General features: G+C 68.4%; 19 protein-coding genes. 8 read left to right on the forward strand and 11 right to left on the reverse strand.

Annotated features, from left to right (window positions below):
• Window positions 1-19 precede the first annotated feature (19 nt).
• The 3 genes from AC5YGJ_RS12700 (at window position 20) to AC5YGJ_RS12710 (ending at window position 3,212) form a co-directional block, all read left to right on the forward strand.
• Window positions 20-829, forward strand: a complete 810-nt coding sequence (locus tag AC5YGJ_RS12700; protein WP_496186725.1) for a uroporphyrinogen-III synthase — start codon at window positions 20-22, stop codon at window positions 827-829.
• Window positions 830-932: 103 nt separating this feature from the next.
• Window positions 933-1,910 carry a uroporphyrinogen-III C-methyltransferase gene (locus tag AC5YGJ_RS12705; protein ID WP_496186726.1) on the forward strand — a complete coding sequence of 326 codons (978 nt, stop codon included), beginning with the start codon at window positions 933-935 and terminating at the stop codon, window positions 1,908-1,910.
• Between the two features lie 6 nt (window positions 1,911-1,916).
• Entirely contained in the window at window positions 1,917-3,212 is a 1,296-nt protein-coding gene (locus AC5YGJ_RS12710; protein WP_496186727.1) for a heme biosynthesis HemY N-terminal domain-containing protein, read from the forward strand.
• Between the two features lie 94 nt (window positions 3,213-3,306).
• Here the strand turns inward: AC5YGJ_RS12710 and AC5YGJ_RS12715 are convergent, their stop codons facing one another.
• On the reverse strand, window positions 3,307-4,602 hold the full coding sequence (locus AC5YGJ_RS12715) for an acetyl-CoA C-acetyltransferase (RefSeq protein ID WP_152985301.1): 1,296 nt from the start codon (window positions 4,600-4,602) through the stop codon (window positions 3,307-3,309).
• A gap of 93 nt (window positions 4,603-4,695) precedes the next feature.
• Between AC5YGJ_RS12715 and AC5YGJ_RS12720 the strand changes: the two genes are divergently transcribed.
• Window positions 4,696-5,583, forward strand: coding sequence for a hypothetical protein (locus AC5YGJ_RS12720; protein WP_409460744.1), 888 nt, complete (start codon window positions 4,696-4,698; stop codon window positions 5,581-5,583).
• Window positions 5,584-5,658: 75 nt separating this feature from the next.
• Here AC5YGJ_RS12720 and AC5YGJ_RS12725 read toward each other — a convergent pair whose 3' ends face one another.
• The 4 genes from AC5YGJ_RS12725 to AC5YGJ_RS12740 form a co-directional block, all read right to left on the reverse strand.
• Entirely contained in the window at window positions 5,659-6,276 is a 618-nt protein-coding gene (locus tag AC5YGJ_RS12725) for a superoxide dismutase family protein (protein ID WP_496186728.1), read from the reverse strand.
• Between the two features lie 31 nt (window positions 6,277-6,307).
• Window positions 6,308-6,877: a superoxide dismutase family protein gene (locus tag AC5YGJ_RS12730; RefSeq protein ID WP_249842297.1), complete on the reverse strand. Its 570-nt coding sequence runs from the start codon at window positions 6,875-6,877 to the stop codon at window positions 6,308-6,310.
• Window positions 6,878-6,970: 93 nt separating this feature from the next.
• The gene (ntrC, locus tag AC5YGJ_RS12735; protein ID WP_496186729.1) at window positions 6,971-8,419 is read right to left on the reverse strand and encodes a nitrogen regulation protein NR(I); all 1,449 of its coding nucleotides are present in this window, start codon (window positions 8,417-8,419) and stop codon (window positions 6,971-6,973) included.
• Window positions 8,412-9,473 carry a two-component system sensor histidine kinase NtrB gene (locus AC5YGJ_RS12740; protein ID WP_496186730.1) on the reverse strand — a complete coding sequence of 354 codons (1,062 nt, stop codon included), beginning with the start codon at window positions 9,471-9,473 and terminating at the stop codon, window positions 8,412-8,414. The genes ntrC and AC5YGJ_RS12740 overlap by 8 nt, the downstream gene beginning before the upstream one ends.
• A 138-nt stretch (window positions 9,474-9,611) precedes the next feature.
• Between AC5YGJ_RS12740 and AC5YGJ_RS12745 the strand changes: the two genes are divergently transcribed.
• Complete coding sequence (locus tag AC5YGJ_RS12745) at window positions 9,612-9,893, forward strand: type II toxin-antitoxin system RelE/ParE family toxin (RefSeq protein WP_496186731.1); 282 nt, start codon at window positions 9,612-9,614, stop codon at window positions 9,891-9,893.
• A 13-nt stretch (window positions 9,894-9,906) separates the two neighbouring features.
• Window positions 9,907-10,203 carry a HigA family addiction module antitoxin gene (locus AC5YGJ_RS12750; RefSeq protein ID WP_475289767.1) on the forward strand — a complete coding sequence of 99 codons (297 nt, stop codon included), beginning with the start codon at window positions 9,907-9,909 and terminating at the stop codon, window positions 10,201-10,203.
• Between the two features lie 63 nt (window positions 10,204-10,266).
• Here the strand turns inward: AC5YGJ_RS12750 and AC5YGJ_RS12755 are convergent, their stop codons facing one another.
• From AC5YGJ_RS12755 to glnA, 6 genes are all read right to left on the reverse strand, one after another.
• Window positions 10,267-10,581 (reverse strand): hypothetical protein, encoded by a 315-nt coding sequence (locus tag AC5YGJ_RS12755; RefSeq protein ID WP_496186732.1) that lies wholly within the window; start codon window positions 10,579-10,581, stop codon window positions 10,267-10,269.
• Between the two features lie 72 nt (window positions 10,582-10,653).
• A complete protein-coding gene (gene mltA, locus AC5YGJ_RS12760) occupies window positions 10,654-11,820 on the reverse strand; it encodes a murein transglycosylase A (RefSeq protein WP_496186733.1) in 1,167 nt (388 codons plus the stop codon).
• 67 nt (window positions 11,821-11,887) lie between these two features.
• Window positions 11,888-12,634 (reverse strand): N-acetylmuramoyl-L-alanine amidase, encoded by a 747-nt coding sequence (locus AC5YGJ_RS12765; protein ID WP_309336289.1) that lies wholly within the window; start codon window positions 12,632-12,634, stop codon window positions 11,888-11,890.
• A 225-nt stretch (window positions 12,635-12,859) separates the two neighbouring features.
• On the reverse strand, window positions 12,860-14,287 hold the full coding sequence (gene amt, locus AC5YGJ_RS12770) for an ammonium transporter (RefSeq protein WP_496186734.1): 1,428 nt from the start codon (window positions 14,285-14,287) through the stop codon (window positions 12,860-12,862).
• A gap of 21 nt (window positions 14,288-14,308) precedes the next feature.
• Entirely contained in the window at window positions 14,309-14,647 is a 339-nt protein-coding gene (locus AC5YGJ_RS12775; protein ID WP_004134334.1) for a P-II family nitrogen regulator, read from the reverse strand.
• Between the two features lie 320 nt (window positions 14,648-14,967).
• On the reverse strand, window positions 14,968-16,377 hold the full coding sequence (glnA, locus tag AC5YGJ_RS12780; protein ID WP_496186735.1) for a type I glutamate--ammonia ligase: 1,410 nt from the start codon (window positions 16,375-16,377) through the stop codon (window positions 14,968-14,970).
• A gap of 224 nt (window positions 16,378-16,601) precedes the next feature.
• Between glnA and AC5YGJ_RS12785 the strand changes: the two genes are divergently transcribed.
• Window positions 16,602-17,396 carry an undecaprenyl-diphosphate phosphatase gene (locus AC5YGJ_RS12785; RefSeq protein ID WP_496186736.1) on the forward strand — a complete coding sequence of 265 codons (795 nt, stop codon included), beginning with the start codon at window positions 16,602-16,604 and terminating at the stop codon, window positions 17,394-17,396.
• Window positions 17,397-17,469: 73 nt separating this feature from the next.
• Window positions 17,470-18,294, forward strand: coding sequence for an META domain-containing protein (locus AC5YGJ_RS12790; protein WP_496186737.1), 825 nt, complete (start codon window positions 17,470-17,472; stop codon window positions 18,292-18,294).
• The last annotated feature ends 85 nt before the right edge of the window (window positions 18,295-18,379 follow it).

Genomic DNA, 18,379 nt, shown 5'->3' on the forward strand with positions numbered 1-18,379 from the left:
ACAACGAAGGGCCCGCATAATGCAGGCAATGGCCGACCATACGATACCCACTGGCGCCGCCGGTTCCGATGCGGGCTGGACCTTCATTTCACTGCGCCCGCAAGGGCAGCATGCGGCGCTGCGCCGCGCTGTTGCTGGGCTGGGCGGGCAGCTGCTGGCGCTGTCGCCCTGGCGGCTGCAGCGCCTGCATGGCACGCCCGTGCTGCGCCAGCTGCAACGCGCGCTGAACTGCGATCGGGTGGTGTTCACCAGTCCGGCCGCGGTAGCCGCCGCCGCCTCGCTGCTGCCCCTGGCCGATGCCCAGCGCAGCCCGTGGCTGACCGTGGGCGAGGGCACGGCGCGCGCGCTGCAGGCGCAGGGCGTGGCCGAGGTGCATGCACCGCAGCGGATGGACAGCGAAGGCCTGCTGGCGCTGCCGGTGCTGGCCGAGGTGCAGGGCCTGCGCATCGGCCTGGTCACCGCGCCCGGCGGACGTGGCCTGATTGCCGCCCGCTTGCAGGCCGCCGGTGCCACCATCGAGCGCGCCGATGTCTACCAGCGGCGCCTGCTGAGCCTGTCGCCGCGCGCGCGGACGCGATTGGCGCATTCAGCCGCACCGTGGGTGCTGGCGGTAAGCAGTGGTGACGCGCTGGATCACGTCTGGCAGCAGCTTTCGCCGGCGTTGCGCCAGCGCCTGCAGGCCCACGCCCGCGTGGTGGTGGCCAGCGATCGGCTGGGCGAGCAGGCGCGCGGCCTTGGCCTGCAACATGTCGTGCGCAGCGCCGGGCCCACCGCTGAACAGTTGGTGGCGGCTGCACACGCCACGCTCACCGGCCCGGCAGCGACCTGAACAGGGACGGGCGTCACGCTTGCCGCTGTCGTCGGCAGCGGTGATGCTGTGCACAACGCGGCCTGCCGGAACCGACTGGCAACACAGCCGACAAGGAAGCCCGATGAACGACACACCGCCCGTTACCCCACCCCGTCGACCCCTGCGCTGGCTGCTGCCGCTGGCCGGCGTGGTTGTGCTTGGCGCGGGCGGCTATGCCGGCTGGTACCTCTGGCAGACGCAACAGGACGCCCAGCACGCGCAGGCACAGACCACCGCCGTGCAGCTGCAGGGCCTGGAGGCCACGCTGGATGCGCTGCGCCGCGACCAGCGCGCCACCAGCCAGCGCCTGCAGGATGCGGCGGCCACCAACCGGGTGCTGCGCGACGAGATGCTGGGGCTGTCGCAGCGCAGCGCGTTGCTGGAAGAAAACCTGGCCAAGCTGGCCGACAGTGCCAACCAGGGCCGGCAAGCGGTGCAGCGCGATGAGGCCGAGCTGCTGCTGACCCAGGCCGCGCAGCGCCTGAACTACGCCGACGATGTGGAGGGCGCGCGCCGCCTGTACGCGCAGGCCGCCACCGTGCTGGCCGATCTGCCCGACAGCGAGGGCCTGAACCTGCGCCAGGCACTGGTGCAGGAGCGCGACGCGCTGGATGCACTCGGTGCCGGCCCGCGGGTGCAGTCGCTGCAGCGCCTGGATGCGTTGGCCAAGGCGTTGCAGGGCCTGCCTTCACAGATCAGCGGCGATGCCGCGCCGCGCGCGGGCAAGCTGTGGTGGCAGGCCACGCTGGCGCCGTTCGTGGACATCACCCCGAGCCGCCAGAACGGCCCGTTGACGGCGGCCGAGCGACGCAATGCCGATGATGCGCTGCAGCTGGAACTGACCCTGGCGCGTGCGGCGATCGAACGCGGCGACCGCAGTGGCCGCGATACCGCATTGCAGCGCGTGGACCACTGGGCACAACGGCGCTGGCCGGATTCACCGGCCCTGCGCGCGCAACGTGCTGAACTGAAGGCCTTGCGCGAGCTGCCGTTGCAGGCCAGCAACACCGTTCTTGGCAGCACCCTGCAGCAACTGCGCACCCAGACCGACCGGAGGTAATCCCGCATGAAACCCCTGCAATCCCTGGTCGTGCTGTTGCTGGCCGTGGCCATCGGCGTGGTGGCCGCGCAATGGCTCGGCACCGATGATCTGAACCGCTACGGCGAAGTGACCCTGCGCTATGGCGGCTATGACTACCACAGCAACCTGCCCAAGGTGGCGCTTCTGAGCGTGATCGGCGTGCTGGTGCTGTGGCTGCTGTGGAGCCTTATCGCGGCGCCGTTCCGCGCCTGGGGCCGCTACCGCCGCAAGCAGGGCCGGGTGCGCCTGATCGATGGCCTGCAGGCCTATGAGCATGGCCAGTGGCAGCGTGCGGAAAAGCTGCTGGACGGTGCCGCCAAGGACCCGGAAGTGAGTGCAGTGGCATTGGCCAATGCGGTGCGCAGTGCGCAGGCGCGTGCCGACGGTGCCGCGGGCGACGCATTGCTGCAGCGCCTGGGCGAAAGCGATGCCACGCTGCAGGCGCTGCTGCGTGCCGAACAGCTGCTGGCGCGCGATCTGCCGGTGGATGCGATCAACGCCCTGGACGTGGCGGCCATACAGCCGCTGCCGCCGCGTGGGCTGTGGCTGCGCACCGAAGCGCTGGCCCGTGCCGGCCGTGCCCACGAGGCCTATGGGCAACTGGGCGCACTGCGCCAGAGCAAGGTGCTGCCGGCCGACGCCAACGGCGAGCTGGAAGCGCGCCTGGCTGCACAGGCCCTGCTGGAAGCGGCCGACGTCAACGCGCTGGCCGCACAGTGGGAGGCCACACCGAAGGCACTGCGGCCGACGGTGGACGTGGTGGGCGCCTATGCCAGCCGCGCGGTGGCCCTGAACTGGGATGAGCCGGCGCTGCTGGCGCTGGAACACGCGCTGGATCAGCGCTGGGACGACGAACTGGTGGCGTTGTACGGACGCCTGCCGGCCGAGCGCCTGGCCACCCGCCAGGCCAATCTGGCGCGCTGGCGCAACGTGCACGACGGCTCGGCGGCGCTGCGCCTGGCCCAGGGCCGGGTGGCGCTGGCCCAGCAGCAATGGGATGCTGCCGATGCGTTTCTGCACGAGGCGATCGCCGCCGGCGCCGGTGCACCGGCATGGGAAGCGCTGGGCGAGCTGTTCGCACAGCGTGGCGAGCATGCGCTGGCCGCGCAGTGCCTGGCCAATGCGCTGCGCCTGCAGCGTGGCGAGGACAGTGTGGAACTGGTGCGCGGCACCGAAGCGCCGGCACGTGCGACGGTGGAAGAGCAACCGCTTGCCGCGCAGCCGCCGGTGTATGACGCCAACGAAGAGCGCGATGAATTCGGCAACCCGCGGTTGCCGTAAGCATGGCTGGGGAGTGCCGACCAACGGTCGGCACCCACCGGAGAAAAAAAACGCCGCCCGATGGGCGGCGTTTTTTGTTGTTCGATGGATGCGATCAGCGTTCGACGATCGCCACCACGCCCATGCCGCCGGCGGTGCAGATCGACACCAGCGCGCGACCACCGCCGCGTTCGGCCAGCTGCTTGGCCGCCGTGGCGATCACGCGTGCGCCGGTGGCGGCGAACGGGTGGCCGGTGGCCAGCGACGAGCCCAGCAGGTTGATCTTGTCCGGGTCGATGCGGCCCAGCGGTGCGTCCAGGCCCAGGCGGTTGCGGCAGTAATCCTCGCTCTCCCACGCACGCAGGGTGCACAGCACCTGCGCGGCGAAGGCTTCGTGGATCTCGTAGATGTCGAAGTCCTGCAGGGTCAGGCCATTGCGCTTGAGCATCTCCGGTACGGCCACGGTCGGCGCCATCAGCAGGCCTTCGCCATGCACGAAGTCCACCGCCGACACGTGCGCGTCGCGCAGGTAGGCCTGCGGTTCGTGGCCGTGCGCGCGCGCCCATTCCTCGCTGGCCAGCAGCACCGCGGCGGCACCGTCGGTGAGCGGGGTGGAATTGGCAGCGGTCAGCGTGCCGCGGCCGGAGACCTTGTCGAACGCCGGCTTCAGCGTGGCCAGCTTTTCCAGCGAGGTATCCGGGCGCAGGATGTTGTCACGCTCGACGCCGCGGAACGGCGCGATCAGGTCGTTGAAGAAGCCACGCTCATAGGCGGCGGCCAGCTTCTTGTGCGAAGAGACGGCCCACTCGTCCTGCGAATCGCGCGAGATGTTCCATTCCTTGGCCATGTCCTCGCAGTGGTCGCCCATGCTCTTGCCGGTGCGCGGCTCGGCCACGCCGGGGAACTCGGGCTTGAGCTCGGAGAACTTGAAGCCGGAGGTGAGTGCGCGGATCTTGTCGCCGGTGCTCTTGGCGCGGTTGGCCGCGAGCAGGCGCGCGCGCAGCTTCTTGCCGTACACGATCGGCACGTCGGAGGTGGTATCCGAACCGCCACCGATGCCCGATTCGATCTGGCCCAGCGCGATCTTGTTGGCCACGGTGATGATGCTGTCCAGCGAGGTACCGCAGGCGCGCTGCAGGGTGATGCCCGGGGTCAAAGGCGACAGGCCCGAAGACAGCGTGGCCTCGCGGCCCAGGTTCCAGTCGCTGGAGTGCTTGATCACCGCACCCATCGCCACTTCACCGAGCTGCTGGCCATGCAGGCCGAACCGTTCGACCAGCGCGCCCAGCGTACGGACCGACATGCCGAGGTTGCCGACATCCGAATACGCGGTGTTCTGGCGGCAGAACGGAATGCGGACGCCACCGAGGATGGCGACGGGACGAGCGTTGGGCATGGAGATACCTGGCATGGATGAGGGTGTCTGCAACATGGCCTGCACGACGGAGCAGGCATAATGGAGCCAAGTGTAGCTGCCGCCCTGTGATGGGCCAACCGTGGAACCATGAGCAAACCCGACCCCGCGATGAATGCCCTTGGCGTGCTGGCCCTGGAGCTGGCCGGCGGCGAAATCCCCCGCCAGGCGGTACTCAGCGCCGAACAGGCCGGTGAACTGGCCGAACGCGTCGGCCGTGACCTGTCCAAGCTGGTGCCGCAGGTGGCCGAGCTGGATCTGGTGTTCGCCGCCGCGCATTTCGACCCGGCCGAAGTACTGCGCCCGGGCTGGCCGATCCATCGCCGCCTGGAAGAACTGCAGATGCGCGCGCCGGGCCGCAGCCAGGGCCCGCGCCTGCTGGCCTTTGGTGCCGACGCCAAGGGCGATGTACCGCTGCCGTTCCAAGCCGATGCCAGCCTGGTGGGCGGCGGCCTGCGCGTGGTGCCGTTCCTGCTGACCGGCAGCGACGTGGCCACCACCCAGGCGGTGGCCGATGCACTGGAGGACACGCTGCTGGCCAACGGCATGGCCCACGCCGACACCGCGCTGATGGCACAGAACACCTTCGGTGCCCGCATCGAGCACGCGCGCTATTTCACCGTGAACGATCTGGCCGCGATGATGTCGATGCAGTACGACAACCAGGGCCTGGCCGCGCTGTGGCCGCTGATCGAGACCGCAATCCTGGCCCCTGGCCAGGACGAGTGGCTCAATGCCGCGCCCGAACCGCTGCTGCGCTACACCCATGGCGAGGCGCGCATGGCCTTGTTCGATCCGGCCGGCTGGTGTGCGCACTACAACCACGGCAAGAACGACTGCGACCGCCTGAAGGGCATCTACGAGCAGTTCCTGATGCGCCAGCGGCAGATGGCCGCGGTGCTGGAAGCGCACGGTGTGCCGGTGCTGTTCGTGCACTGCGAGGCCGGGCAGGACGCGCGCGAGCTGCTGGCGCGCTGAAAGCGGGTAATGCCGGCCAGCGGCCGGCATTACCAACAAAGAAAAACGCCGGCCTGCGCCGGCGTTTCCTGTTTCTTACGGAGCCTTCTCGATCACCGCGCAGGCCAGGCGCGCGCCGGCGTTGCCGGTCGGCTGGGTCTTGTAGTCGTCCGCATCGGCGTGGACGATCAGGCCGCGACCGATGATGTCGAAGTCATCGCCCTTGCCGATGTTGACGTTGCTCGACACCGGGCCATCGATGGTGGCCACGCCCTTGTCGTCGGCCTTGATGTTGGGCATGTCGCCGCCGTGGTGCGGATCGGTGGCGACGTTGCCGTGATCCTGCTTGCCCGGGTTGAAGTGGCCGCCGGCGCTCATGCCGTCCGGCGCGCTGCAGTCGCCCTTCTCGTGGATGTGGAAGCCGTGCTCGCTGCCCGGCTTCAGGCCGCTGATCTGGCCGGTCACGTGGACCTTGCCGTCAACCACCTTGAAGGTGACGCTACCCTTGGCTTCGTTGCCCTGGGTCGGTGCCAGCTCGGCAGTGGCCGAAGCATCGGCGGCCGGCGCTGCAGCCGGTGCCGGTGTGGCCGCCGGTTCGGTGGGGGCCTCTGCGGCCGGGGTGGTTTCCGCCTGCGGAGCGGCGGGCTGCTGGCCGCAGGCCGCCAGGCCCAGCGCGGTGATGGCGGCAAACAGCGAAGTGTGGATCAGACGCATGGATTCTCTCCCTGGATGAAGCCTGCAGTGATCAGCGGACAACCCGGATCACGCCACAGGCAATGCGGACGCCGGCATTGCCGGCGGGCTGGCTGCGATAGTCGTCGGCGTTGGCATGCACGACCAGTGCACGTCCGGCGATATCGGTGGCGGCGCCTCCGCCAAGGGTAACCCCCTTGAGGTGGATATCGACGTTGGCGCGGCCCTGGGCATCGGCACGCAGGTTGTCCATGTCGCCCAGGTGATGCTTGCCGGTGCCGGCGCGGCCATGCGCGGCGCCACCGGGGTTGAAGTGGTTGCCGGCGCTGCTGGCGTCCACCGCACTGCAGTCACCGCGCTCATGGATGTGGAAGCCCGCCTGCTGCATCGGCTGCAGGCCACCAATCAGGCCGGTGATGTGCAGGCCACCGGGTTCGGCCATCAGCGCCAGGCGGCCGCTGACAATGCTGGCCGACGCCGGCGACAGATTGGCCTCGGCCTGCTTGGCCGCGCTGACCACGGTGGGCGGCGGTGGGGTCGGTTCGGTCTTCTTCGGTGCGCTGCCACAGGCAGACAGCAGCACGGCGGCGGACAACGGCAGGATGGCAAAGGACAGACGCATCGAAGACTCCTTGCAGGTGACACTAGTGGTTGCATCGTCCATGAACGATCAACGGTTCGGCAAGCGGGCGCGAGGATGGTGTGCAGGGACCGTTCAATGGCCCCCGCGACGGCGCCCGGCGCCCAGCTTGCGGGTGAGCGTGTTGCGACCCAGGCCGAGGCGGGCAGCGGCTTCGGCGCGGCGGCCGTGGGTGATCTGCAGTGCGGCCTCCAGCAGCGCATGGTCGACCCGCTCGCGCACCTGCGCGTGCAGCCCTTCGGCGCCTTCGGCCAGCTGCCGGCGCGCCCATTCGGCCAGCAGCGTTTCCCACTGTCCGGGGTCGGCCGCGTGCGCGTGGCTGCGGCGGCCGCGCTTGCGGTTGAGTGCGGTATCGACATCGGCCACGCCGATGGTGTCGGCAGCGGCCAGCGCGGACATCCGCCAGCACACGTTCTCCAGCTCGCGCACATTGCCCGGCCAGTCGTGCTCGCGCAGCGCCTGCAGGGCGGCGGCGGTGAGCTGCTTCGGTGGCGTGTCCAGCTTGCGCGCGGCCGCGGCCAGGAAGGTGCTGGCCAGCTGCGCGATGTCCTCGCGGCGTTCGCGCAGCGGTGGCAGCTGCAGGCGCACCACGTCCAGGCGGTGCAGCAGGTCGGCGCGGAATTTTCCCTGCGCGACCAGCCCTTCCAGGTCCTGGTGGGTCGCCGCGACCACGCGCACATCAACGTGGATCAGCTCGCGGCCACCGACGCGGAAGAACTCGCCCTGCGCCAGCACGCGCAGCAGGCGGGTCTGCAGCGGCAACGGCATGTCGCCGATCTCATCAAGAAACAGTGTGCCGCCGTTGGCCTGCTCGAAGCGGCCGATATGGCGGCGCTGTGCACCGGTGAAGGCGCCGGCTTCGTGGCCGAACAGCTCGCTTTCCAGCAGTTCGGCGGGAATCGCCGCAGTATTGAGTGCGACGAACGGCCCATGCGCACGCGGTGATTCGCGATGCAGCGCATTGGCCACCAGCTCCTTGCCGGTGCCGGTCTCGCCGGTGATCAGCACCGCCAGCGGCGCCTGTGCCAGGCGACCGATGGCGCGGAACAGCGCGCGCATCGGCGGCGTATCGCCAACCAGCTGCGGCGGCTGGTCGCTGTGCGCTTCCGCAGCGGGCGTGGGCGTGGCCAGTGCCGGTGCCACTGCTGGCAGCACGCGCTGCGCCAGCGCCACCGCATCGTCCAGATCGAACGGTTTGGACAGGAATTCATGCGCGCCCCCACGGAACGCACCGGCGGTGCTGGCCACATCGGTATAGGCCGACATCACCACCACCGGCAGCTGCGGCAGCGCGGCCTTGAGCTTGTCCAGCAGCACCAGGCCGTCATCGCCAGGCATGCGCACATCGGTGAAAAGCAACGCCGGTGGCGGACCTTCATTCAGAGCCTTCAGCGCGGGCGCAGCACTGTCGAAATCAACGACCTGATAGCCCGCCTCGCGCAGCGCGGTGCACAGCACGAAGCGCACCGCGCGGTCGTCGTCGACCACCCAGATGCGCTGCGCGGCGATGGAAGATTCAGACATCGCGCGGGGTCTCCTCGGCCGGGGCGGCGCCGTTGCCGATCGGCAGCAGCAGAGTGAACACGGTATGGCCCGGGCGCGAACGATAGGTCAGCGTGCCGCGATGTTCGCGCGCCACCTGCTGGGCCAGCGCCAGGCCCAGGCCGGTGCCTTCGGCCCGGCCACTCACCAATGGCAGGAACAGGTGTTCGGCCAGTTCTTCGGGCACGCCGCGGCCGTCGTCGGCAATCTCCAGGCGCAGGGCCAGCGTGTGCAGCTGTTCGGCGATGCGCACGCCATGCTCCACGCGGGTACGCAGGGTGATGCTGCCGGCGCCGGCCTGGATCGCATTGCGCACCAGGTTCCACACCGCCTGGGTGAGGCGGTCGGCATCGCCATGGAATTCGGGAATGCTGGGGTCGTAGTCGCGCTGCAGGCGTACCGCCCAGCCCGCCTCGTTCTCGGCCAGGCGCAGCACGCGCTCCAGCGCGGCATGGATGTTCAGCTCGGCGTGCGGCGCGGCCGGGGCCGGCGACAGCAGCTGGTCGAGCAGGCCGTTGAGGCGTTCGATTTCCGAACCGATCAGCTCGATCAGCTCGCGTTCGCTGGCGTCGCGCTGGGCGGCACGCCGGGCCAGCAGCTGCGCCGCGCCCTTCAGCCCGGCCAGCGGATTGCGCAGTTCGTGGGCCAGCCCCTTCAGCGCCGCGCTGAGGGCGCTGGGCAGTGCCTGGGTCGGGTCGAGCCCGGGGAATTCATCGACCGGGTGTGCCTCCAGCAGCCAGCCACCGTCGTCGCGGCGGCTCATCCAGCCCTCGGCGAAGCGCGGCGCCTCGCCGGGCACCGCCAGCGCCAGCCGGTTCAGGCGCAGGCTGTCGCGCTCATCGCGGGCCAGGAAATGCGCCAGCGCCTCGCCCTGCACCTCCAGCGCGGCCAACGGCTGGCCGAGCAGGCGGCGACCACTGACGCCCAGCCAGCGCCCGAAGGCCGGGTTGCAGCCGATGATGCGGCCGTCGGCCCCGGCCCAGGCCAGCGGCGTGCCCAGGGCATCGAGGGACGGCGGGGGAGCGGGGTCGGACATTGCACCAATGTAGTGCAAAAGGCCATCGAGCATCTGATCGCACCGGATGCGTCGCTGATCGTCGTGCCCGGGAATTACGTTTCCTGCTTGCAGAGTCGATACTAACGGCATACGATACTAACGCGATACGTTATCAACATGCCGATCCAATCGTTTGCCTGCAAGCGTACGCAGGCACTGTTTGAAGGACATCGCGTACCGAGATGGCGTCACGTTGAAGCCGCCGCGCTGCGCAAGCTGGCCATGCTCAACGTAGCGGCTGATCTGCGGGACCTGCGCCTGCCGCCGGCGAACAGGCTGGAGTCGCTGCATGGGAATCGGCTGGGCCAGTACAGCATCCGCATCAACGATCAGTTCCGCTTGTGCTTCATGTGGTCCAGGGAAGGGCCCGCCGAGGTTGAAATTGTCGATTACCACTGAAGGAGTCGCGCTCATGCGAACCGTTCCCTACCCCGCCCCCGGCGAGGTCCTGTTGCACGAGTTCCTGGAGCCCTTGGGCATCACCCAGTACCGCCTGGCCAAATCCATCGGCGTGTCGCAGCGCCGTATTGGCGAGATCGTCTCGGGCCACCGCGCGGTGACCGCGGACACGGGGCTGCGCCTGTCCCGCTACTTCGGCGTTTCCGACAAATTCTGGATTGGCCTGCAGGCCGACTTCGACGCGGCGATGACCAAGGAAAAGCTGGCCGATGTGCTGGCTCGGATCCAGCCGTACGACGCGGCTGCCTGAGCCCCGGCATGGGGTCAGAGACCTTTCCGTCCGGAAAGGGATCCGACCCCGGGACCGGCGGGGTCAGACCGGGTAGCCGGTGGCCAGACGCGCCTTCTTCCAGGCGCTTTCGAATTCGCGCGCGGAGATTTCGTCGTCTTCGTCGAAATCCAGGAACGACACCGGCTGGTCGGCCAGCAGGAAGCGGTCGTCGCTGTGGGCATGCTCATCGGCCCAGACCATCTTGGTGCCGTAGATTTCCACCTGGCGCACGATCTTCTCGCCACGCGCTTCCATCAGCACGTTGCCCTTGCCCAGGCCCGATTCGGCCCAGTGCTTGTAGTACTTCTTTGCGGCCGATTTCGCGCCGGATTTTGCGTTGTGCTTTGCGTAGGTCATTGCAGGGGTCCTGGCCGCAGGCGCGGCCGGAAAGTTCGGAATGGCGCCATTATCAGGTATCCGGGGGCCAACCTACTGCGGCAACGCCACGCCCTTCGGCCACAGCATCCAGAGGTTGCCCTTCTGCTTCATGTCACCGGCCAGCTTGCCGGCGGCATCGCCGCTGCCCCAGTACAGGTCCGCGCGCACTTCGCCGGCAATGGCGCCGCCGGTGTCCTGCGCGGCCACCGGGCGCACCACCGGGCTGCCGTCCGGGCGCGTGGTGGACAGCCACAGCAGGCTGCCCAGCGGCACCACGGTGCGGTCCACGGCCACGCTGTAACCGGCGGTGAGCGGCACGTTCAGCGAGCCGCGCGGGCCCTCCGCGCTGTCCGGGTTGCGCACGAAGAAAACGTAGCTGGGGTTGCTGCGCAGCAGCTCCGGCACGCGTGCGGGATTGGCCCGGGCCCAGGCGCGGATCGCGTCCATGGTGACGTCTTCCTTCTTCAGCTGGCCCTGGTCGACCAGCCAGCGGCCGATGGCGCGGTAGGGGTGTCCGTTCTGCTCGGCATAGGCCAGCCGAACCTGCGTGCCGTCGCCCAGTCGCACCCGGCCCGAGCCCTGGATCTGCAGCAGCTGCAGGTCCATCGGGTCGGTCAGCCAGGCCAGCACCGGTGCCTTGGCGCCCTTGGCCGCGATGGTGCCCGCGTCGTCATAGGGCTTGAGCACCTTGCCCTCGACGCGTCCACGCAGGCGCTTGCCCTTCAGTTCCGGGTACACGCTGTCCAGCTGTACCACGACCAGGTCATCCGGCGTGCCGTACACCGGAACCGTGGCCTTGTCCGTGCGGGTAAGACTGCCGGGGTAGATCGGCTCGTAGTAGCCGGTGATCAGCCCATCGGCCTGGTGACCGCCGGCGCGCAGTGCGTAGACCTCGAGGTCGCGCTGCAGGAACTGGCGGATCGCAGCCGGGTCCTTGTCGGACACGGTCTCGGCAGTGGCGCAAGGCCGGGCCCAGACCGCATTGTTGTTCAACCGGGTGCAGCTGCTGCGCCAGGCTACGAAGCCGGCCTGCAGGTCGCTGTCGGAGACCGGCGGCAGTGCGCTCCATGCGATCTTGGCGTAGGTCGCCGCCGGCGGTGTGGCTGCCGTCGGCACTTCGGATCCGGTGCGGGGAGCGGTGGTGGAGCAGCCGGCGAGCACGGCCGCTGCCAACAGGGTCCAGTGCTTGCGCTTGAAGAAGGTGGCGGAATCGATCATGCCGCCATGGTGGAGCGCCGACCGCTGGGCGGCAACCCAGCGCCTGGTCAAGCGTTCATGCGCCGGCTCACGGGGTCTGCAGCAGCAGTGAATGCAGGATGCGGGCATCCTCGGCGTCGAGCACGGCCGGCAGATCGTCGCGGCCACGGAAGCGGCGATGGAACGCGGCCACGGTGGCGTCGCGGTTGTCCAGCGGATAGCCGAAGCGGGCCAGCGCTGCCCACGCATCGAAGCCTTCCGGCGCGGCTCCGTCAGCGGCCCTCGGCCAGAGGCCGAACCCGGCCTCGGCCAACTGCTGCCACGGGAAGAACCGGCTTGGGTCCTGCTTGCGTGTTGGCGCCAGGTCGGCATGGCCGATCACCTGGCGCGGCGGGATGTTCAACCGCTCGCTGAGATCACCCAGCAGCACGATCAGCGATGCGATCTGTGCCGGAGCGAACGGGCTGCGACCATCGTTGTCCAGCTCGATGCCGATCGAGGCCGAGTTGAGGTCGGTGATGGTGCCCCAGCGCCCGGCGCCGGCGTGCCAGGCGCGGCGCTCATCGCTGACCAGCTGGTAACGATGGCCATCGGCACCGATCAGGTAGTGCGCGCTGACCCGACCGCCGCTGTTGGCGGTGCGCAGCGTGTGCAGGCTCTGCTGCACCGAGGTCTGCTCGGTGTGGTGCAGGACGATGATGACCGGCGTGCGCGCGTTCTGGTTGGGCGATGGCACCCAGGTGGCGAGCGGGTTGCGGGCTTCCGGCGGCGTGGACGCGCAGGCGGCCAGCAGCAGGCAGGCCGAGAGCATCAGGGACGTGCGGATCGGGTGCATGGCCTGATTGTGCGCGATCGGGCACAAAGGTGCATGCCACAAGGAAAATTCTGTAGATCCACACCATGCGTGGATGGGCTGTCGGCTGTACCGACCAACGGTCGGCACCCACCCGAGCAGGCCCAGACCCTGTGCCCAGCAGGCTTGGCACCCATCAAGGCACCAAGGCCTCTGCAGCAATGTCCAGCAAGCAGGGGCGGCCCCGAAGGGCCGCCCGCCGCCACCTCAGGCCTCGTAGGCCGATTCGCCGTGCGAGGTGACATCCAGCCCGGTACGTTCGGCCTCTTCGGTCACGCGCAGGCCGACCACTACCTTTACCAGCAACAGGATGACCGCGGTCACCACCGCCGACCACAGCACCGTCAGGCCAACACTGACCACCTGCACCCAGACCTGGTGCCCGATATCCAGATCGGCCTTGGTGCCGCCCAGCGACTGCGCACTGAACACGCCGGTGAGAATCGCGCCGACGATGCCGCCAACACCGTGCACACCGAACACGTCGGCGGTGTCGTCCACCTTCAGCAGGCGCTTGAGGCCGGTGACGCCCCACACGCAGACCACGCCGGCCACGAAACCGATCACGATCGCGCCGAGCGGGCCGACCGTGCCACATGCCGGCGTAATGCCGACCAGGCCGGCCACCGCGCCCGAGGCCGCGCCCAGTGCCGACGGCTTGCCCTTGCTGATCGCTTCCACCAGCGTCCAGCCGAGCACCGCTGCGGCAGTGGCCAGCACGGTGTTGAGGAAGGCCAGCGAGGCCACGGTATCGGCGGCGGCCGCCGAACCGGCATTGAAGCCGAACCAGCCCACCCACAGCAGCATCGCGCCGATATAGGTGAACGGCACGTTGTGCGGCTTCAGTGCGGTCTGGCCGTAACCCAGGCGCTTGCCGACGAACCATGCGGCGACCAGGCCGGCGACGCCGGCGTTGATGTGGACCACGGTGCCACCGGCGAAATCGATCGCGCCCAGCTCACCCAGGTAGCCGCCGCCCCAGACGATGTGCGCCATCGGGATGTAGCTGAGGGTGAACCACAGCGCCGAGAACAGCAGCACCGCGCGGAACTTGATGCGTTCGGCGAAGGCACCGACGATCAGCGCGGTGGTGATGCCGGCGAAGGTCGACTGGAAGGCGACGAACAGATAGTCCGGCAGGCCCTTGATCGGCGTGTTGCCCACCGACTCGGGGGTGAAGCCCTTGAGGAAGGCGAATTCGGTGAACGAGCCAAAGAACGGATTGCCGGCACTGAACACTGCGCTGTAGCCGTAGGCCACCCACAGCAGCAGCACCAGCGAGAACACCACCAGGATCTGGCTGAGCACCGACAGCACGTTCTTCGAGCGCACCAGGCCGCCGTAGAACAGCGCCAGGCCCGGCACCACCATCAGCAGCACCAGCAGGGTGGAGGTGAGCATCCAGGCCACGTCGCCGTGGTCGAACGCAGGCGCAGCTGCTTCAACGGCCGCCGGTGCGGCTGCGGCCGGGGCCTGCAGCGGTTCAACGGCCACGCTTTCGCTCGGCAGCGGCGAGACCTGGGCCTGGGCGTGGGCACTGCCCGGCCAGGCACCGACGGCCAGCGCGCTGAGCAGCATCAACAGGCACACCAGGTGGAACCGGGCTTGCCACCCGGTGAGAAGGCGCATCTTCATGGGGGAGTCTCCGGAAGGGGGTTACAGCGCGTCGGCACCGATTTCGCCGGTGCGGATGCGGATGACCTGTTCGACGGCGGTGACGAAGATCTTGCCGTCACCGATCTTGCCGGTGCCTGCCGACGACTGGATCGCTTCGATCACCGCGTCGGCGCGCTCGTCGGTGACCACGGTTTCGATCTTGATCTTGGGCAGGAAATCGACGACGTACTCGGCGCCGCGATACAGCTCGGTGTGGCCCTTCTGGCGGCCGAAGCCTTTCACTTCGGTCACGGTGATGCCCGACACGCCGGCATCGGACAGGGCCTCGCGGACCTCGTCGAGCTTGAACGGTCGGATGATGGCGGAGATCAGTTTCATGCGCATGTCCCGATGGTGGATGGGGCCAGCGCGCCAGTGCGCGTTGGCTTCAGGCAACCACGGGCCATCACGGTGATGGCCGTGGCTGTTGCACCGGACACGTACTGGGCCGGGACGGCCGTGCCTCTCTCCTTGCACGACCGACGCGGGAGGGAGGGCAGCCCTGGTCGCGTATCCGGTCTCTCTCTTGCCCCTGGATCAGCGGACCAACAGTCCGCTCTACCAAGGCGGGCACACGGCCCGCCTCGCGGCTCCCCAGCCGCGAAAACCGAAGCGATGGCGGCGGGCGGGAGGGGGGAGCCCACCGCCATCGCGTCCGGTCAGCTGGCGTAGTACAGCTGGTATTCCAGCGGGTGGGTGGCCGCGCGGAACTTGGTCACTTCCTGCATCTTCAGCGCGATGTAGCCGTCGATGAAGTCATCGCTCATCACGCCACCGGCCTTGAGGAACTCGCGGTCCTTGTCCAGCGCTTCCAGCGCCTGGTCCAGCGAGGAGCAGACCTGCGGGATCAGCTTTTCTTCTTCCGGCGGCAGGTCGTACAGATCCTTGTCGCTGGGTGCGCCCGGGTCGATCTGGTTCTTGATGCCGTCCAGGCCGGCCATCATCAGCGCGGTGAAGGTCAGGTAGCCGGACTGGATCGGGTCCGGGAAGCGCATTTCGATGCGGCGCGCCTTCGGGTTGGAGACCCACGGAATGCGGCACGAGGCCGAACGGTTGCGCGCCGAATAGGCCAGCATCACCGGCGCTTCGAAGCCCGGCACCAGACGCTTGTAGCTGTTGGTGCCCGAGTTGGCGAAGGCGTTGATCGCCTTGGCGTGCTTGAAGATGCCGCCGATGTACCACAGCGCCAGCTGGCTCAGGCCGCCGTAGCCGTCGCCGGAGAACAGGTTGGTGCCGCCCTTGGACAGCGACTGGTGCACGTGCATGCCGCTGCCGTTGTCGCCGACGATCGGCTTGGGCATGAAGGTGACGGTCTTGCCGTTGCGGTGGGCGACGTTCTTGATGACGTACTTCATCCGCAGCAGTTCGTCGGCCTTCTGCACCAGGGTGCTGAACTTGGTGCCGATTTCGCACTGGCCGGCGGTGGCCACTTCGTGGTGCTGCACTTCCACTTCGATGCCGACCTGTTCCAGGGTCTTGCACATTTCAGCGCGCAGGTCGTGCAGGGTGTCGGTCGGCGGCACCGGGAAGTAACCGCCCTTCACGCCCGGGCGATAGCCGCTGTTGGCGCCGTCGTACTTGGCGCCGCTGTTCCAGGCGGCTTCCTCGGAGTCGACCTTGAAGAAGGTGTTGCCCATTTCATTGGCGAAACGGACCGAATCGAAGATGAAGAATTCCGGCTCCGGGCCGAAGAACGCGGTTTCGGCGATGCCGGAGGACTTCAGGTAGGCCTCGGCGCGCTTGGCGATGCCGCGCGGGCAGCGGCCGTACGGCTGCATGGTGGCCGGGTCGAGGATGTCGCAGCTGATCACGAGGGTCGGATCGGCGTAGAACGGATCGACGTAGGCGCTGGCCGGGTCCGGCAGCAGCACCATGTCCGACTCGTTGATGCCCTTCCAGCCGGCGATCGAGCTGCCATCGAACATCTTGCCTTCTTCGAACAGCGACGGCTCGATGATGCTGACCGGGAAGGTCACGTGCTGCTCGACACCACGCATGTCGACAAAGCGCAGATCGACGAATTCGATCTGGTTGTCCTTGATCAGCTTCTCAACGTTTTCCACGGACATCGGTACGACCTCGGATGGGGATGAATGCCTGCTGAGGTACAGCAACGACCGTGCCAACTTTTCGCAGGCTGCAAGTCATTGATTTCAAAAAGGCCGCCCCATGCGGGTGCGGAACGGTGCGCACCAAACGGGTGCACCGATCACCAGACGCACCCGTTTGGTGCAGCATGGATCGTCTATCCTCTCGGCCTACTTTCCTCCTGCCGCGCGTGCCCGCACCGTCCATGTCCGACCTGCTCTCCGCCCTGCTGCTGGGCATCCTCGAAGGCCTCACCGAGTTCCTGCCGATCTCCAGCACCGGCCACCTGCTCATCGCCCAGCACTGGCTGGGTGCCCGTTCGGACTTCTTCAACATCGTCATCCAGGCCGGCGCGATCGTGGCCGTGGTGCTGGTGTTCCGCCAGCGCCTGCTGCAGCTGGCCACCGGCTTCGGCCAGCGCGAGAACCGCGACTACGTGTTCAAGCTGGGCGCCGCGTTCCTGGTCACCGCCGTGGTGGGCCTGGTGGTGCGCAAGGCGGGCTGGTCGCTGCCGGAAACGGTCAGCCCGGTCGCCTGGGCGCTGATCATCGGGGGCATCTGGATGCTGCTGGTGGAGGCCTACACCGCGCGCCTGCCCGACCGTGACCAGGTGACCTGGACGGTGGCGATCGGCGTGGGCCTGGCGCAGGTGGTGGCCGGCGTGTTCCCCGGCACCTCGCGCTCGGCCTCGGCGATCTTCCTGGCCATGCTGCTGGGCCTGAGCCGCCGCGCGGCGGCTGCCGAGTTCGTGTTCCTGGTCGGCATTCCCACCATGTTCGCCGCCAGCGCCTACACCTTCCTGGAAATGGCCAAGGCCGGGCAGCTGGGCAGCGAGAACTGGACCGAGGTGGGCGTGGCCTTCCTTGCCGCAGCCGTCACCGGCTTCGTCGTAGTGAAGTGGCTGATGGGCTACATCAAGTCGCACAGGTTCACCGCCTTCGCCGTGTACCGCATCGCGCTGGGCGTGGCGCTGCTGCTGTGGTTGCCGTCCGGCAGCTGAACCGCGCCGGGGCGCGGCAACCCCGTTGCCGGCCCCACCCCGTTTCCCCCACGGTTCCCCAAGGAGAATCACCATGAACCGCAAGCTCACCCTGCTCCTCCCGCTGGCCCTGATGGCCGCCTGCAGCCAGACCCCGGCCCCGGCCGGCAACGGCGGCGACGATCTGGCCCCGGCCGCGACCAAGGCAGCAGACCAGCAGACGCTGGCGCACCTGGATGCGCAGCGCCTGCAGAGCCAGCACTGGTTGCTGCAGCAGGCCACCGGCGCCGACGGCAAGCGCATCGATGCGCTGTTCGCCCGCGAAGACAAGCCGGTCACCCTGGACTTCGTTGACGGCCGCCTGTCGGTCAGCAACACCTGCAACCGCATGGGCGGTGGCTACACCCTGGCCGACGGCAAGCTGACGGTCAGTGCGATGGCCTCGACCATGATGGCCTGCACCGACAAGGCGCTGATGGCGCTGGACGAGGCCGTGTCGAGCCGCCTGCAGGGCGAGCTGAAGGCCGAGCAGGATGCCGATGGCAAGCTGACCCTGACCACCGCCAAGGGCGAGGTGCTGGTGTTCAACCCGGAGCCGACCGCCGAAACCCGCTACGGCGGTGCCGGCGAAACCGTGTTCCTGGAAGTGGCGGCCAAGACCGAGAAGTGCTCGCACCCGCTGATCCCGGACTACCAGTGCCTGCAGGTGCGCGAAGTGAAGTTCGACGACAAGGGCCTGAAGCAGGGCGAGCCGGGCAAGTTCGAGAACTTCTACGGCAACATCGAGGGCTACACCCACGAAGACGGCGTGCGCAACGTGGTGCGCGTGAAGCGCTACGAAGTGAAGAACCCGCCGGCCGATGCGCCGTCGCAGGCGTACGTGCTGGACATGGTGGTCGAGTCGGCCATCGAGAAGTGATGTAGAGCCGACTGTCAGTCGGCTGACGTCAGAAGGGCGGCCGAGAGGCCGCCCTTCTTCGTTGGCTGCTGTGCCGGCCAGCGGC

This window comes from Stenotrophomonas sp. CS3K5 (genome assembly GCF_059515225.1).

Bases quoted from the DNA above. Each gene is read 5' to 3' on its own strand.
- AC5YGJ_RS12785 (WP_496186736.1), top strand. From the start codon at position 16,602: ATGTCCGACCTGCTCTCCGCCCTGCTGCTGGGCATCCTCGAAGGCCTC.
- AC5YGJ_RS12765 (WP_309336289.1), bottom strand. From the start codon at position 12,634: ATGCACCCGATCCGCACGTCCCTGATGCTCTCGGCCTGCCTGCTGCTG.
- AC5YGJ_RS12745 (WP_496186731.1), top strand. From the start codon at position 9,612: ATGCCGATCCAATCGTTTGCCTGCAAGCGTACGCAGGCACTGTTTGAA.
- AC5YGJ_RS12750 (WP_475289767.1), top strand. From the start codon at position 9,907: ATGCGAACCGTTCCCTACCCCGCCCCCGGCGAGGTCCTGTTGCACGAG.
- AC5YGJ_RS12730 (WP_249842297.1), bottom strand. From the start codon at position 6,877: ATGCGTCTGTCCTTTGCCATCCTGCCGTTGTCCGCCGCCGTGCTGCTG.
- AC5YGJ_RS12755 (WP_496186732.1), bottom strand. From the start codon at position 10,581: ATGACCTACGCAAAGCACAACGCAAAATCCGGCGCGAAATCGGCCGCA.
- AC5YGJ_RS12700 (WP_496186725.1), top strand. From the start codon at position 20: ATGCAGGCAATGGCCGACCATACGATACCCACTGGCGCCGCCGGTTCC.
- ntrC (WP_496186729.1), bottom strand. From the start codon at position 8,419: ATGTCTGAATCTTCCATCGCCGCGCAGCGCATCTGGGTGGTCGACGAC.
- AC5YGJ_RS12705 (WP_496186726.1), top strand. From the start codon at position 933: ATGAACGACACACCGCCCGTTACCCCACCCCGTCGACCCCTGCGCTGG.
- AC5YGJ_RS12740 (WP_496186730.1), bottom strand. From the start codon at position 9,473: ATGTCCGACCCCGCTCCCCCGCCGTCCCTCGATGCCCTGGGCACGCCG.
- AC5YGJ_RS12725 (WP_496186728.1), bottom strand. From the start codon at position 6,276: ATGCGTCTGATCCACACTTCGCTGTTTGCCGCCATCACCGCGCTGGGC.
- mltA (WP_496186733.1), bottom strand. From the start codon at position 11,820: ATGATCGATTCCGCCACCTTCTTCAAGCGCAAGCACTGGACCCTGTTG.
- AC5YGJ_RS12715 (WP_152985301.1), bottom strand. From the start codon at position 4,602: ATGCCAGGTATCTCCATGCCCAACGCTCGTCCCGTCGCCATCCTCGGT.
- AC5YGJ_RS12720 (WP_409460744.1), top strand. From the start codon at position 4,696: ATGAGCAAACCCGACCCCGCGATGAATGCCCTTGGCGTGCTGGCCCTG.
- amt (WP_496186734.1), bottom strand. From the start codon at position 14,287: ATGAAGATGCGCCTTCTCACCGGGTGGCAAGCCCGGTTCCACCTGGTG.
- AC5YGJ_RS12775 (WP_004134334.1), bottom strand. From the start codon at position 14,647: ATGAAACTGATCTCCGCCATCATCCGACCGTTCAAGCTCGACGAGGTC.
- AC5YGJ_RS12710 (WP_496186727.1), top strand. From the start codon at position 1,917: ATGAAACCCCTGCAATCCCTGGTCGTGCTGTTGCTGGCCGTGGCCATC.
- AC5YGJ_RS12790 (WP_496186737.1), top strand. From the start codon at position 17,470: ATGAACCGCAAGCTCACCCTGCTCCTCCCGCTGGCCCTGATGGCCGCC.
- glnA (WP_496186735.1), bottom strand. From the start codon at position 16,377: ATGTCCGTGGAAAACGTTGAGAAGCTGATCAAGGACAACCAGATCGAA.